The sequence below is a fragment of the Thermosulfuriphilus sp. genome (assembly GCF_054026695.1).
The window spans coordinates 24,850-38,503 of sequence record NZ_JBPMLP010000048.1; the positions used below are offsets into that span (position 1 = coordinate 24,850).

The following is a 13,654-nucleotide window of genomic DNA, read 5'->3' on the forward strand; positions in this document are numbered from 1 at the left end:
AAGGTTGGCCGGAAGACTATCCCCTGCTATATGTTTTGAAAATGGAGACTCAAGCTTATACCTCAGCCCCGCCCAAAGAGATTAAGGCCAAAGTTGTTGGACGTCGTCCCTTAAAAAAGGGATATTTTCTCCTTCGCCTGGAAACTCCTCTTCTTGGTTTGGCCCTTCCTGGTCAGTTCATTATGTTGAGGCCCCCGGGAGCTGACCCTCTTCTGCCTCGCCCTTTTTCCATCCATGATCAAGAAGGTCCTTACATCGATCTCCTTATTCAGGTCCGGGGACGATTTACTAGATACTTAAGTCAGGTAGGCAAAGGGGAGGTATTCCAGCTAGTTGGGCCCCTGGGAAAAGGCTTTCCTGAACTTGAATCCCAGGCCATCTTGGTAGCCGGAGGCATTGGGGTGGCCCCTTTTGGACTCTGGCTGAAAAGGTTTGGCCCAGCCCCTCTGATCTACGGAGCCCGGAAGAAAGACGACCTTGTCCGGCTCTCTTTTTTTAAAAGGCTCTCGGCCCCCCTTATTCTAACCACTGAAGACGGCTCTCAAGGAAGAAAGGCCCTGGTCACCGGGCCTCTTGAGGAACTTTTGCAACAAAGGCCCTCTTGGGTTTTGGCCTGTGGTCCCTTACCCATGCTTGCAGCTGTGGCCAGATTAGCCGAGAAAACCTCGACCAAGGTCCTTCTCTCCCTTGAAGCCCAGATGGCCTGCGGCACAGGGCTCTGTCTGGGATGTGTAGTCAAGAAAAAAAATGGAGGCTATCTCCACGTTTGCAAAGAAGGACCGGTAGTCTTGGCCGAGGAGGTGGCTTTTGATTGATTTGAGTGTCAGCCTAGCCGGCCTGGAGCTAAAAAACCCCGTCATCCTGGCCTCAGGTACCTGGGGGTATGGAGAGGAAATCTCAAGATTTCTTGATCTTTCGACTTTCGGAGCCGTAGTCACCAAGGGCATCAGCCTTGAGCCCCGGCCCGGTAATCCTCCTCCCAGGCTGGTGGAGACTCCTTGCGGGCTGATCAACGCCATTGGCCTTGAAAATCCTGGCCTTGAAGTCTTTTGTCAAAGGGTCATCCCCTATTTAAGGAACTTCGGCATCCCCATTGTTGCCAATATCTTCGGCGAAACTCCACAGGAATACGTAGCCCTGACCCACGCACTTTCACCCTTGGTGGAGGCTATAGAAGTCAACGTCTCCTGCCCTAACGTCAAACGGGGAGGGCTCCTCTTTGGAGCCGATCCTGAAGGGCTGGCCCAACTGACCGCAGAGGTAGTAGCCGCAGCTTCGGTACCAGTCATTGTCAAGCTTCCTCCTCAAACCATAGGAATCGCCGCCTTGGCCCAGGCAGCCGAAGCAGCCGGAGCCCAAGCCATCTCTCTCATAAACACTGTTCCAGCCATGGCCGTAGACATCCATCGTCGTTGTTCCCGACTGGGAATCTTAAGTGGAGGGCTCTCTGGGCCGGCGATAAAACCTTTGGCCCTTAGGCTGGTCTATGAGGTTTGCCAGGCGGTAAAGATTCCGGTGATTGGAATCGGTGGAATCTGCAAGGCCGAAGATGTCATCGAGTTTATGCTCGTGGGGGCTAGTGCTATTCAAGTAGGAACAGCAAACCTCCTCTCTCCCACAGCGGGACAAAGCATCATTGAGTCCCTACCTTCAGTCCTTAAGGGGCTTGAGGAGGAAAAGATTTCCGCCATCATTGGAACCCTTAGCCCCGAAGGTGGGAACGTGGCAGAAGACCTGAGGGGTCAACCAAGCCCTGCCTGAAGCCCGCTCCCAGCCCAGAGGCCAGGGCATTGATAGCTACATCGCGGATATCAAAATGCCTCAAGGGATGGAAGCCCTGAATAATCTCATCTCCTAAACCACACAGAGCAGAAATGGCCAAAGCCACCCAGAAAACCCCTTTTTTGAGCCGAAAAGACAGAGCCTGGTGGAGACAGAAGGCCAGAAGTGAATACTGGAGAAGGTGGACTCTTTCCTCAACGATCCGAAGTTGAGATCCGAATAAGGCCATCAGGGAGAGAAAAAACAGACTCTTTATGAAGACCTTCTCTCCCTGCCCCCGAAGCAGAGGGTAAAGAATTAGACCTCCAGCCATAAGTAGCCCCAGGGAGAGCCAGAGTCCAAAGGCCTCTCCAAGGCCTGATTTGGTCAGACGGAGAACCTTGGGCCCCAAGGGGATACTCAAATAAATAAGACCCAGAACCAGGAAAAAAAGTGCCCAAGAACCACGCTCCCTCACTCAAGTACCTCTATCTTTCCGTTGGGAAGGATCATTAGGCTAAAGGTTCCCTTCTGGCCGGTAACCCAAACCTTCCCGACCAGCGCCTCAAGCCTGTCCAGGACCTCTTTTGCCGGATAGCCCCGAGGGTGATCCCTAGCAGCACAAACCACGGCCACCTTTGGGGATACCGCTTTCAAAAAAGACTCACTGCTGGCATCAGCAGCTCCATGATGAGAGACCTTTAGGACCTGAGCCCAAAGCCTATCACCATAGATCTTGACCAAGCGCTTCTCTGTTGAGGCGGGAATATCTCCGGTTAAGAGAAGGCGGCCTTGACCCTCTTCAATCAGGAGGACAAGGCTGTCGGTATTGAAGTTTCCGGAATACTCCCGGGGCCACAAAACCTTGATGGAAAGATCACCTATAAAGAGCACCTCTTCTGCCCGAAGAGGACGATAGTGGGGATGTTCTTTCCGCCAGAGGCCATACCAGCGAAGAAAATCATCCCTAGGGAAAGATGGCAGAGGCTGTCCATTGTCGCTAAAAGAGGCCGGATAAAGGTCACCGTAAAGGCAAAAGACACCGGAGTAATGATCAGGGTGAGGATGGGTGACGATCAGGAGATCAAGCCTGGAGACATTTTCTCGTCTAAGGCTTGCCTTTAGGTTTGAACAGGAGATTACCGGTCCGGAATCGATGAGAATATTTTTCCCTTGAGTCTTGATCAGAATGGCCTCTCCTTCAGGAAGATCGAAGAAGGTAACCTGAAAGGCTTCTAACGGGACCAGAGGCCAGATAAATTTTAGGGCTAATAGCAGTAAAAAAAACCTCATTTCAGTGAATGGCCCCCAGACGAACAACAAGAGGAACTACAGGAGCAAGAGGCCGTCGATGGACGCTGGAGCAGATGGAGCCGTATCTTCAGGGCCAAGTGCCAGGACAGGAGCCCGAGGAGCAAAAAGGCCGAAAAAACAGCTCCCCAAGAGGCTTCCTCCAGCCCCTGCGACGAGGAGGCCCTTAAAAAGGCCCCGGTAGGGAAAAGCCGATCCAGGAGATAGCCTGAAGCCAAAGCCACCCCCACTATACTGGCCAAAAAGATCCCCAAGGCCCTCAGACCAAGGCTAGCTCCGATCACTGAAAGGGCTGTAGTGTTGGTGGCTGGACCACACATGAGAAAGACCAGGGCCGCCCCCGGAGAAAGACCTTGAAGCAGGAGAGCATAGGCCAGGGGGACGGAGGCCGTAGAACACATATAAAGGGGCAGACCGGCTAGAACCATGAGAAAAAGCTGACCTAGCCCCGGTGAAACCAAGCGGCCAAGAAGGCCGGGGGGGAGAATAACAGCCACCAGAGTAGCGATGATCAGACCCCCCAAAAGAGGGAGGGCAATCTCAGCCAGCAGTTCTCCAAAACCATAAGAAAAGGCCGCCCGAATTCTCTGAAAAAACGAATGCCCGCCCTGACAAGGCTCCTGACCACAGACCCCACAAAGCCCCCGAATGTCGGCCTTCTCCTCCGGAGCCTCCTTGACCAAGGCCTCTGTGAGAAGACCTCCTAGAACTCCAGAGACCAAGGCGGCCAAGGGTCTGGCCACGGTAATTACCGGTCCTAACATGGCATAAGTTACCATAATGGAGTCAATGCCGGTCTGAGGAGTGCTTATGAGAAAGGCCACCGTCGCCCCTTTGGTAGCCCCCTGGCGATGAAGGGCAATCCCCGTGGGGAGAACCCCACAAGAACAGAGAGGAAGAGGGATACCGAAGAAGGAAGCTTTAAAGATCCCCAGCCAGCCCTGACCACCAAGGTGTCTGCCAACCTGTTCCGCCGGGACAAAGACCCTCAGAAGGCCGGCCACTAGAAGCCCAAAAAGAAGATAGGGGGCCATCTCCAAAGTAAGCTCCCAGAATTCGTAAAAAATACTCCCTAGCAAGGCATTCCTCCGAAAAACTTACTTCAGACGACCAAAATCATCCTCCAGACGAACGATATCATCTTCTCCAAAATAATCTCCGGTCTGAATCTCAATAAAAACCAGCTCCTCCTGGCCAGAATTGGCTACCCGATGAGGTGTGCCCACCGGAATGTCCACTGCTTGACCAGGAAGTAGGAAGATCTCCTCCTCACCCAAGGTCACTCGGGCCTTCCCCCGAACCACAAACCAGTGTTCGTGACGGTGGTGATGATATTGCAAAGAAAGCCTTTTACCAGGATAGACAACGATCCTTTTGACCTTATGGTCCGGCTCGTCTGAAAGAACCTTGAAATAACCCCAGGGGCGATGATCTTCAAACATCTGACCTCCTTAATAGGGTTCTCAGGGTTTGCGGATCTGAAGGGAAGAATTTTAACCTAAAAAACCCTTTAAGGTAACACCGAAGCCCTAGCAGCTTCCTTCTCGTTTTAAGACCGCCCGGATGGTACGGATGAGGATGGTGAGGTCAAGCCATAGAGACCAGTTCAGTACATACCAGACATCCATTTTGAGACGATCCTGAAAGGTGAGATTGTTACGACCCGAGACCTGCCAAAGGCCGGTTATGCCTGGTCTGGTCAGAAGAATAATATTTTCAAAGCCGTTCATATCCTCTTGTTCTTCAGGGAGATAGGGCCTTGGACCGACCAGGGACATCTGCCCCTTTAAGACATTTATAATCTGAGGCAGTTCATCAAGAGAGGTCTTCCTTAAAAACCTTCCGACCCTGGTCACCCGGGGGTCGCCATGGCGGAGCTTTCGGTATTGAATCCACTCTCTCCGGGCCTCGGGGTTTTCCTTCAGATAATCTTCTAGGAGGGCGTCAGCGTTTTTATACATGGTTCGAAACTTATAGATTCGAAAACGCCTACCGTTGTGGCCTAAACGTTCCTGAGAAAAAAGTGGTCCTCCTCTAGAATCAAGGACTATCAAAAAGGAGATCAGGGCCATGATCGGCAGGAAAGCAGGGAGGAGACAAAAGGCCAAGAGGAGATCAAAACACCGTTTTAGAATCTGATTTACGGGGGACTTGAGGTTATTCTGGATCTTGATAAGCAGAAGTTTTTGATTAAAGAGGCAGGAAAGCTCGGCGTTCAACATGCCAATGTCGCGCAACTCCGGGACAACAGAGACCTCTTTGACCAGGCTTTGAAGATAGGCAAAAATTTCTGAAATCCGGTGCGGGGAAAACGAGGGCATGGCGATAAAGACACTATCAACCCCCAGGAAGCGAACGAATCTTCCTGCCCGTTCAATAGGACCGTAGACCTTTTTGCTGGCTATCTTTCGACCCCACTTCCGGGAATCATCATCCAGGAAGCCCACCACCTCGTAGCCAAGATACCTCTCCCGGTCTAGTCCTTGGGCCAGGGTAGCTCCCAGATGCCCCGCTCCGAGGATAAGGACCTTGCGTCGAAAAAGAGCAAAGCAGAAAAGGCATCTTTTAATAAGGTAGCGTCCCAAAGGCACGGCCACCATACTGAAGACAAAAAAGAGCCCGATCTGGATCCGCGAAATCTGAAAAACCTTTCCCATAGAAATCAGGGCGAAGACAAAGATAAAGCCCAAAAAAAGGGCCGCCATGATCTCTTTGGTCTCCTCCCAGAAAGGAAGGCGTCGATCATAGGTCCGACGATAGGCAAGGGCCAAGGGAATGGGGATAAAGGTCCACCAATAAAGTTTGAGGTTATTAAGGGCAGAGTCTAAAGAAAGGAAAGAAAAGGCCTCTAAGTTCCCTAAATAAAATCTTCCTAAAGAGGCCAAAAGGGCAGCCAGCCCCAGGGCCAAAAGATCAACCCCAACCAAGGCCAGATAATATTCCAGACGCTCCCGACCCGGCTTGGGAACTACCAGGGGATAGGAGCGAAAGACCTGCCCCCAGATATCTCGCCTCTCAAGGCGCCTTTTATCCCCGGAGAAAACCACCGACCAGAACCTTATAAATTTAAATTAAGAATTAACCTCTTGTACCCCACCTTAAGGTAAAGGAAAAAGCCTAGAAAACGTGGTTATGATGAAATTTTTTCGCTAAATTGTCAAATTTTAAAGAATATCTCTAAAAGGAAGGGGCGCCAAGCGCCCCTTCCTAGCCCAATTGATAGGGTTTAAAAACTTACTTTATTCCCAGCTCTTTTTCCTTCTCGGCCACGATCAACCTGGTCTTTACGGCCGTATCTGGGGTAAGACTCATGGAGTCAATACCACACTCCACCAGAAAGGCGGCAAAATCCGGAAAATCACTGGGAGCCTGACCGCAGATACCAATCTTACGGCCCACCTTCTTGGCTACCTGAATGACCTCACGTATAAGCTTCTTGACGGCCGGATTACGCTCGTCATAGAGGTGAGCCACAAGCTCGGAATCTCTGTCAAGCCCTAAGGCCAGCTGGGTCAGGTCGTTGGAGCCGATAGAGAAGCCATCAAAGACCTTGGCAAACTCCTCGGCCAAGATGACATTGCTGGGGATCTCACACATAACGTAGATCTCCAGGCCATTTTCTCCCTGTTTGAGGCCGTATTTATCCATCACCTTGATGACCTTGCCCCCCTCTTCTACCGTCCGGCAGAAGGGAATCATTACCTTAACGTTGGTCAGGCCCATCTCGTCTCGAACCTTCTTCAGGGCTTTACATTCCAAGGCAAAGGCTGGCTCAAAATGAGGATCATAATAACGGGAGGCCCCACGCCAACCTATCATCGGATTGTGTTCTTCTGGCTCATAGAGATAGCCTCCAACGAGGTTAGCATACTCGTTGCTTTTAAAATCAGAAAGGCGGACGATGACGTCGTTGGGCCAGAAAGCCGCCGCTATGGTTCCCACACCCTGAGCCAGTTTATCCACAAAGAAATCGGCCTTATTCTCATAGGCTGAGGTGTGTTCGTTGATATACTTGACCACCTCTTTAATTTTGGCATCCCGCCGGGCCTTACGTTTGAGCTCATCATAGTTGATAAGGGCCAGGGGGTGAATGCCAATATGGGAGTTGATGATGAACTCCAGTCGGGCCAATCCCACACCATCGTTGGGGATCTGAGCCTGGGTGAAGGCCTGCTCAGGGATGCCCACGTTCATCATTATCTTGGTCTTAGGACGGGGAAGTTTCTCAAGGTCAATTCGCTCCACTTCGTAATCAAGGAGCCCTTTATAAACGTAGCCTTCCTCACCCTGAGAGCAATCAACGGTGACATCCTCCCCGGACTTGATGACCTTAGTAGCGTTGTCTGTGCCCACGATACAAGGAATTCCCAGCTCTCGGGAGACAATAGCTGCGTGACAGGTCCGGCCGCCGCGATTGGTGACAATGGCTGCGGCAATCTTCATAATAGGCTCCCAGTCGGGATCGGTCATGTCGGTAATCAGGACCTCACCCTTCTGGAAATCATGGATATTGGCTACACTTTCAATCACTCGGGCTTTACCTTGACCAATCTTGCTTCCTACAGCCTTACCGCTACAAAGAACTTCGCCCGTCTCCTTGAGACGATAGGTCTCAAAAAACTTTTGATCTTTCTGGGCATGAACAGTCTCCGGTCGGGCCTGGACTATAAAGAGTTCCCCAGTGCCCACGTTGGCTCCATCTCCATCCTTGGCCCACTCGATGTCCATGGGCTTTTGGTAGTGTTCCTCGATAATGATCGCCCACTCAGCAAGCTTAAGGAGCTCATCATCGGAAAGGACAAAGCTTTGCCTCTCCTTTTTAGTAGTCCGGACGTTTTTGGTGGGTTTGTCCGGATTATCAGTATAGATCATTTTCTTTTGTTTGAGCCCTAGCTTCTTAGAAAGGATAGGACGTTTACCCATTTTGAGGGTGGGCTTGAAGACGTAAAATTCATCGGGGTTTACGGCCCCCTGAACCACATTTTCCCCTAGCCCCCAAGAACCGGTTATATAGACAACATCGCGAAAGCCGCTTTCGGTATCCAGGGTAAACATAACCCCTGAACAGGCAGCATCACTACGAACCATTTTCTGGACAGCAATAGAAAGATAGACATCAAAATGGCTAAAGCCCTTGTCTTCTCGGTAGGAAATGGCCCGGTTGGTGAAAAGGGAGGCAAAGCATTTCTTGGCAGCCTCAAGGACCCTCTCCGCACCCCGGATATTCAGATAGGTTTCCTGCTGGCCGGCAAAGGAGGCATCGGGAAGGTCTTCAGCAGTGGCCGAAGAACGAACGGCAACGTCGACGTCTTTCCCGTACTTTTTCTCTAGCTGTTTATAGGCCTTAACGATAGCGTCTTTGAGCTTTTTGGGAAATTCGGCCTCCAGGATGGTCCGGCGGCAGGCCTCCCCCCGACGCATCAGATCGCGGATATTGTGGGTATCAAGCCCTTTGAGAATCTCTTTGATCCGGTCTTCAATGCCAGCTTCCCGAATAAAATATTTGTAGGCCTCGGCCGTGATTGCAAAACCATCAGGAATTTTGACTCCTTTGGGGGTAAGATTGCGATACATCTCCCCCAAGGAAGCATTCTTGCCCCCGACCAAGGGAACATCTTTAATAGAGATCTCTTCGAACCAAAGGATTAAAGGACCTACACCAGCCATGCGAATCATCCTCCCTTCTCAAGAGACTTAATAAAATTTTTCTGTTGGGCCTAAAAAGGCTTGATTTAAAGCATGTTTGAGTGAATAAGTTTTCACTCAGCCTGCCACCTTACCAACTGCAAACCTTTATTGTCAACCAAGCCTGCGGCGAAAAAACACCCCGGGCCCTTTATAATAAGGACTCTTTGGGCTATATCCTCTGAGGGTCGGAGATTTTAATTAAGGAGACGACAATGACCAAAGATGAGCTGGCTTGGAAAGTGGCCAGATACATGAGAGAGCATGATAAGGTCGCTGTAAGCTATGAGATGGAGATCAAAGAGGTCTCTCCTGGAAGGGCCACTGTAAGCATGGTTGTCCGGGAAGACATGCTCAATGCTGCCGGTGTTACCCATGGAGCAGTAACCTATGCCTTAGCCGATTTTGCTTTTGCTCTAGCGGCTAACAGCCACGGCCGGATTGCCTTGGCCATCTCTACCTCTATGTCTTATCCGGCTTCCAGCCGGGCCGGAGACACGCTCCTGGCCCAAGCCTTCGAGGAGGCCCTCACCCGACGAACGGGTCTATACAGGGTAGAGGTCAGGCGCAAAGATGGGACTCTAGTAGGCCTTTTTACCGGCACAGTCTTCCGCCGGGACGACGACTTTCTGGGACTTGTCGGCCAGGAGGGAGATTAATGGCCGAGTTAATCATCAACGCTGCCCCCTATGAGACCCGGGTGGCCTTGGTGGAAAACAGCAACATCGTTGAGCTCTATATCGAGCGGCCTGCTGAAAAAGGTTGTGTGGGCAACATTTATAAAGGGCGGGTGGTCCGGGTACTACCGGGGATGCAAGCTGCCTTTGTGGAGATCGGGCTCTCCAGAACGGCCTTTTTATATGTAAGTGATATCTGCGATCAGACCAAAGAGTTCGAACGTCTCATGGGTGAAGACGACTCCGAAGAAGACCTGAGCCCATCTTCGGTAAGCACTCATTCCATAGAAGACCTACTTCGGCCAGGCCAGGAAGTCTTGGTTCAGGTGGCCAAGGATCCTTTAGGTAACAAAGGGGCCCGGGTAACCACTCACATCACCCTTCCAGGACGCCACTTAGTCCTGATGCCCACAATGGGCCATATCGGCATCTCCCGACGCATTGAAGACGAAGCCGAAAGGAAACGCCTCCGAGAGATCATCGAACGCCTGCGGCCTCTCGGCACCGGTTGGATAGTGCGCACAGCGGCCGAAGGGGTGGAAGAGGCCAAGTTGGCCAACGAGATCGACTTCCTCGTCAAGCTCTGGCAGGAGATAAAACGCCGCTCCGAAACCCACTCCTGCCCCGGCCTTATTTATGAGGATCTCGACATCAGTCTTCGGGCTGTTCGCGATCTCTTCGCCCGCGAGGTCCAGCGCTTGGTGGTGGACAATGAAGAGGTCTATCTCAAGATCCTCAATTTCATGGATATCTTCGCTCCCCATCTTCGGGCCCATGTAGATCTTTATCAGGGAGAGGTTCCCATCTTTGAGGCCTTTGGCATAGAAATGGAGGTCTCTCGGGCCCTGTCCAAGAAGATCTGGCTTAAAAGCGGCGGCTATATCATTATCGAGACCACAGAGGCTCTTACCGCTATTGATGTCAACACCGGACGTTATGTTGGCAAAAGAGATCTTGAGGAAACCGTCCTCAAGACCAACCTGGAGGCTGTAAAGGAGATTGCTTATCAGCTTCGGCTCCGAAACATTGGAGGGCTGATCATCATCGACTTTATCGACATGGAAAAGGAAGAAAGCCGAGAGAAGGTTTTTACGGCCCTGAAGGAAGCTCTTAAGAGGGACCGTTCCCGGACCAATATTCTCAGGATGTCAGAACTTGGTCTCATCCAGATGACCCGCCAGCGTCTCCGAGAAAGCCTCTATGACCTTCTATGTGAGCCTTGTTTCTATTGTGAAGGCTCCGGACGCCTTAAAAGCCGCCGGACCGTCTGCTACGAGATCTTCCGGCGACTAGAACGGGAGGCCCGAAGACGGATTGCCAAAAGCATCCATCTTAAGGTTCACCCCCAGGTGGCTGAACTCCTCCTAAACGAAGAGGCCATCCACCTTGAGGCCCTAGAGAAGGGCTTGGGGAAGACTATTATTATTACCTCTTCTCCAGATCTTCACCTTGAAGAATACGAATTGGACTATCTCGATGTGGACATGAAACATTAAAGAGGTATTAGAATGAGAATTGTCCGCTTTCAAGATAAACAAAGACCACGTTATGGAATCCTCGAAGGTCAAGAAATTCAGCCACTCTCTGCAGCCCCCTTTGATGGAGGGCACCCATTAGGTGAGTCCCTTCCTCTTAAAGAGGTAAGACTCCTGGCGCCAGTGGCCCCGAGCAAGATTATCGCCCTTGGTCTCAATTACCGAGACCACGCCGCTGAGCTAAATATGCCCCTGCCTCAGGAGCCGCTAATCTTCCTTAAACCTCCCACGGCCATTATTGGCCCGGAAGAGGCCATAATCTATCCCCAGATGAGCCAGAGGGTAGACTATGAAGCCGAACTAGCCATTGTTATCGGCCGAAGGCTTAAAGGCGCCTCCCCTGAAGAGGCCCGGGAGTCCATCTTCGGCTACACCTGCTTCAACGACGTCACGGCCCGCGATCTCCAGAAAAAAGACGGACAATGGACCAGAGCCAAGTCCTTTGATACCTTTGCCCCTATGGGCCCCTGGATCGAGACCGAACTTGATCCCAATGACGTTCTGATTGAGGCCTATCTCAACGGTAGGCGGCGGCAGTCTTCTCGGACAAGTCAGCTGGTCTTCCCCATCCCTGAAATCGTCAGCTTTGTCTCCCAAATCATGACCCTTCTGCCCGGAGATGTCATCGCCACCGGGACCCCGCCGGGAATAGGTCCTATGCAGCCAGGAGATGAAATAGAAATTCGGATCGAGGGGATTGGTTCTCTCAGAAATTACGTCAAAGAAGGAGGATAGCATGGCCTTTGAACTCTCAGAGCGACTCAAGAAGCTCCCACCCTATCTCTTTGTAGCCATAGATGAAGCCAAGGCCCGGGCCATCGCTGCTGGGGTAGACGTCATTGATCTGGGTGTTGGTGATCCGGACCTTCCCACTCCAGAACACATTGTCGAGCGTTTGGTAAGGGCCGCAAAGGATCCAGCCAACCATCACTATCCTTCAACCCAGGGGATGGCCTCTTTCAGAAAGGCCGCTGCCCGGTGGTGTCAGAGACGCTTTGGCCTGGATCTTGACCCTAACCGGGAGGTCGTCTCCCTGATTGGCTCAAAAGAAGGTATTGCCCATATGCCTCTGGCCTTTGTCAATCCAGGAGACATAGTCCTCGTCCCTACTCCGGCCTATCCTGTCTATCATATCGGGACCCTTTTTGCCGGTGGTCAGACTTATTATCTCCCCCTGAGGGAAGAAAATAGCTTTTTGCCGGATCTTGAAGCCATCCCCTCTGAGGTCCTTGCCAAGGCCAGAATGATCTGGCTCAACTATCCCAACAATCCCACCTCTGCTGTAGCCACCAAAGAGTTTTTTGCCAAGGTGGTCGATTTTGCCAAGGAACACGACCTTATCGTCTGCCACGACGCCGCCTATACTGAGATCTACTACGATGACTTCATCCCTCCAAGCTTTCTAGAGGCTCCTGGGGCCAAAGAGGTGGGCATTGAATTTCATTCTCTCTCCAAGACCTATAACATGACCGGCTGGCGTATAGGTTTTGCCATTGGTAATCCCGAACTGATCGGAGCCTTGACCAGGGTCAAATCCAATGTAGATTCCGGGGCCTTTCAGGCCATCCAGGAGGCGGCCATCGAAGCCTTAAGCAGTGACCAGTCCTGTGTGGCCCGGGCTCGGGATATATACCGCCAGCGCCGAGACGTAGTCGTCAATGGTCTACGGGATCTGGGTTTCTCGGTAAAGGCTCCTAGAGCAACTTTCTATGTCTGGGCTTCTGTCCCAGAGGGATATACCTCTGGAGAATTCGCCACCCGTGTTCTCGAAGAGGCTGGAATTGTGGTTACCCCAGGGGCCGGATTCGGTGAACCCGGAGAAGGCTATTTCCGGATTGCCCTCACCGTAGGTCAGGAACGGCTCTCAGAGGCCATTGAGCGGATAAGGAGGATCAATTTCTAGCCTTGGCCCGGATCTATGTCGGAATAGGCTCTAATCTAGGAGACAAAAGAAAGAACTGCCTCCGGGCCCTCTGTCTCTTGGAGGAGGCTGGAATCTTCATCCTTAAGACTTCGTCTTTTTACCTTACTGAACCAGTAGGATTTAAGTCCCCAAATTGGTTTATCAACCTGGCAATTGAGGCTGAGACCGACCTTGCCCCCGAAGAGCTGGCGACCGTCCTTTTTAAGATAGAGAGGTCTTTGGGAAGAGTTCGCCCTCGCCAAGGGATATCCGACAGGATCATCGACCTTGACCTTCTTTTTTATGATGAACTTGTCCTCAGATCCTCGTTCCTGACCATTCCCCATCCTCGGGCCCACCAACGCCACTTCGTCCTCAAACCCCTGGTAGAAATCGCCCCGAATCTCTGGCATCCGGTCTTTAAAAAGACGGTCTCCCAACTCCTCTCCGAACTTAAAGATCCAGAAATCGTAAGCTTTTGGGATCCAGAGGAAAAAGAATGAAGATCTTTCTCCTCCTGGCAGCCGTCGTTATCCTTTACTATCTCTTCTGGCGCCCCCAGGGGAGAGACCAATCTCCTAAAAGGCCGGATGATCTCTCTCAAAGGCTGGTCCAGGATCCAGTCTGTGGAGTCTATATCCCGGAAAAGGAGGCCATAAAGTGCATAATCCAGGGGGAAACCTATCATTTCTGTAGCCATAGATGTCGAGAACTATTCCTTGAAGGCAAAGGCAAGCCTGGACAGGAGGCCTAAAGCCCAAAACCTCAGCGGTCGAATCTCC

The 13,654-nt window shown here is 51.6% G+C and carries 14 protein-coding genes; 8 read left to right on the top strand and 6 right to left on the bottom strand.

Annotation, left to right across the window (positions count from 1 at the left end; all coding sequences use genetic code 11):
• Positions 1 to 41: 41 nt before the first annotated feature.
• Both ACXJJX_RS08235 and ACXJJX_RS08240 read left to right on the top strand, forming a co-directional pair.
• Entirely contained in the window at positions 42 to 815 is a 774-nt protein-coding gene (locus ACXJJX_RS08235) for a dihydroorotate dehydrogenase electron transfer subunit (protein ID WP_456434043.1), read from the top strand.
• Positions 808 to 1,761, top strand: coding sequence for a dihydroorotate dehydrogenase (locus tag ACXJJX_RS08240; RefSeq protein WP_456434045.1), 954 nt, complete (start codon positions 808 to 810; stop codon positions 1,759 to 1,761). The genes ACXJJX_RS08235 and ACXJJX_RS08240 overlap by 8 nt, the downstream gene beginning before the upstream one ends.
• On the opposite strand, the gene ACXJJX_RS08245 is transcribed toward ACXJJX_RS08240, so the two are convergent.
• The 6 genes from ACXJJX_RS08245 to ppsA all read right to left on the bottom strand — a co-directional run bounded on the left by ACXJJX_RS08245 (position 1,703) and on the right by ppsA (position 8,748).
• On the bottom strand, positions 1,703 to 2,239 hold the full coding sequence (locus tag ACXJJX_RS08245) for a VanZ family protein (RefSeq protein WP_456434047.1): 537 nt from the start codon (positions 2,237 to 2,239) through the stop codon (positions 1,703 to 1,705). The two genes, ACXJJX_RS08240 and ACXJJX_RS08245, sit on opposite strands and share 59 nt — an antisense overlap.
• Positions 2,236 to 3,054 carry a ComEC/Rec2 family competence protein gene (locus tag ACXJJX_RS08250; RefSeq protein WP_456434049.1) on the bottom strand — a complete coding sequence of 273 codons (819 nt, stop codon included), beginning with the start codon at positions 3,052 to 3,054 and terminating at the stop codon, positions 2,236 to 2,238. Before ACXJJX_RS08250 ends, ACXJJX_RS08245 begins: the two co-directional genes overlap by 4 nt.
• Entirely contained in the window at positions 3,051 to 4,151 is a 1,101-nt protein-coding gene (locus tag ACXJJX_RS08255) for an SO_0444 family Cu/Zn efflux transporter (RefSeq protein WP_456434051.1), read from the bottom strand. Before ACXJJX_RS08255 ends, ACXJJX_RS08250 begins: the two co-directional genes overlap by 4 nt.
• An 18-nt stretch (positions 4,152 to 4,169) precedes the next feature.
• Entirely contained in the window at positions 4,170 to 4,514 is a 345-nt protein-coding gene (locus ACXJJX_RS08260) for a phosphomannose isomerase type II C-terminal cupin domain (protein ID WP_456434053.1), read from the bottom strand.
• An 87-nt stretch (positions 4,515 to 4,601) separates the two neighbouring features.
• Positions 4,602 to 6,119: an undecaprenyl-phosphate galactose phosphotransferase WbaP gene (gene wbaP / locus ACXJJX_RS08265; protein WP_456434055.1), complete on the bottom strand. Its 1,518-nt coding sequence runs from the start codon at positions 6,117 to 6,119 to the stop codon at positions 4,602 to 4,604.
• A 187-nt stretch (positions 6,120 to 6,306) separates the two neighbouring features.
• Positions 6,307 to 8,748 (bottom strand): phosphoenolpyruvate synthase, encoded by a 2,442-nt coding sequence (gene ppsA, locus ACXJJX_RS08270; protein ID WP_456434057.1) that lies wholly within the window; start codon positions 8,746 to 8,748, stop codon positions 6,307 to 6,309.
• A 224-nt stretch (positions 8,749 to 8,972) separates the two neighbouring features.
• Between ppsA and ACXJJX_RS08275 the strand changes: the two genes are divergently transcribed.
• Genes ACXJJX_RS08275 through ACXJJX_RS08300 form a run of 6 tightly spaced genes read left to right on the top strand, consistent with a single transcriptional unit; the run spans position 8,973 to position 13,626 of the window.
• Positions 8,973 to 9,416 (top strand): hotdog fold thioesterase, encoded by a 444-nt coding sequence (locus ACXJJX_RS08275; protein WP_456434059.1) that lies wholly within the window; start codon positions 8,973 to 8,975, stop codon positions 9,414 to 9,416.
• Positions 9,416 to 10,930, top strand: a complete 1,515-nt coding sequence (locus tag ACXJJX_RS08280; protein WP_456434061.1) for an Rne/Rng family ribonuclease — start codon at positions 9,416 to 9,418, stop codon at positions 10,928 to 10,930. The genes ACXJJX_RS08275 and ACXJJX_RS08280 overlap by 1 nt, the downstream gene beginning before the upstream one ends.
• 12 nt (positions 10,931 to 10,942) lie before the next feature.
• On the top strand, positions 10,943 to 11,704 hold the full coding sequence (locus ACXJJX_RS08285; protein WP_456434063.1) for a fumarylacetoacetate hydrolase family protein: 762 nt from the start codon (positions 10,943 to 10,945) through the stop codon (positions 11,702 to 11,704).
• Between the two features lies 1 nt (position 11,705).
• On the top strand, positions 11,706 to 12,872 hold the full coding sequence (locus ACXJJX_RS08290) for an LL-diaminopimelate aminotransferase (protein ID WP_456434065.1): 1,167 nt from the start codon (positions 11,706 to 11,708) through the stop codon (positions 12,870 to 12,872).
• Between the two features lie 2 nt (positions 12,873 to 12,874).
• Positions 12,875 to 13,375: a 2-amino-4-hydroxy-6-hydroxymethyldihydropteridine diphosphokinase gene (folK, locus tag ACXJJX_RS08295; RefSeq protein WP_456434067.1), complete on the top strand. Its 501-nt coding sequence runs from the start codon at positions 12,875 to 12,877 to the stop codon at positions 13,373 to 13,375.
• Positions 13,372 to 13,626, top strand: a complete 255-nt coding sequence (locus tag ACXJJX_RS08300) for a YHS domain-containing protein (RefSeq protein WP_456434069.1) — start codon at positions 13,372 to 13,374, stop codon at positions 13,624 to 13,626. Before folK ends, ACXJJX_RS08300 begins: the two co-directional genes overlap by 4 nt.
• Positions 13,627 to 13,654: the final 28 nt, after the last annotated feature.

What these genes read in the sequence shown, in the direction of transcription:
- ACXJJX_RS08275 (WP_456434059.1), top strand. Translation starts at nt 8,973, where the DNA reads ATGACCAAAGATGAGCTGGCTTGGAAAGTGGCCAGATACATGAGAGAG.
- ACXJJX_RS08300 (WP_456434069.1), top strand. Translation starts at nt 13,372, where the DNA reads ATGAAGATCTTTCTCCTCCTGGCAGCCGTCGTTATCCTTTACTATCTC.
- ACXJJX_RS08285 (WP_456434063.1), top strand. Translation starts at nt 10,943, where the DNA reads ATGAGAATTGTCCGCTTTCAAGATAAACAAAGACCACGTTATGGAATC.
- ACXJJX_RS08235 (WP_456434043.1), top strand. Translation starts at nt 42, where the DNA reads ATGGAGACTCAAGCTTATACCTCAGCCCCGCCCAAAGAGATTAAGGCC.
- ACXJJX_RS08260 (WP_456434053.1), bottom strand. Translation starts at nt 4,514, where the DNA reads ATGTTTGAAGATCATCGCCCCTGGGGTTATTTCAAGGTTCTTTCAGAC.
- ACXJJX_RS08280 (WP_456434061.1), top strand. Translation starts at nt 9,416, where the DNA reads ATGGCCGAGTTAATCATCAACGCTGCCCCCTATGAGACCCGGGTGGCC.
- ppsA (WP_456434057.1), bottom strand. Translation starts at nt 8,748, where the DNA reads ATGATTCGCATGGCTGGTGTAGGTCCTTTAATCCTTTGGTTCGAAGAG.
- ACXJJX_RS08290 (WP_456434065.1), top strand. Translation starts at nt 11,706, where the DNA reads ATGGCCTTTGAACTCTCAGAGCGACTCAAGAAGCTCCCACCCTATCTC.
- ACXJJX_RS08250 (WP_456434049.1), bottom strand. Translation starts at nt 3,054, where the DNA reads ATGAGGTTTTTTTTACTGCTATTAGCCCTAAAATTTATCTGGCCTCTG.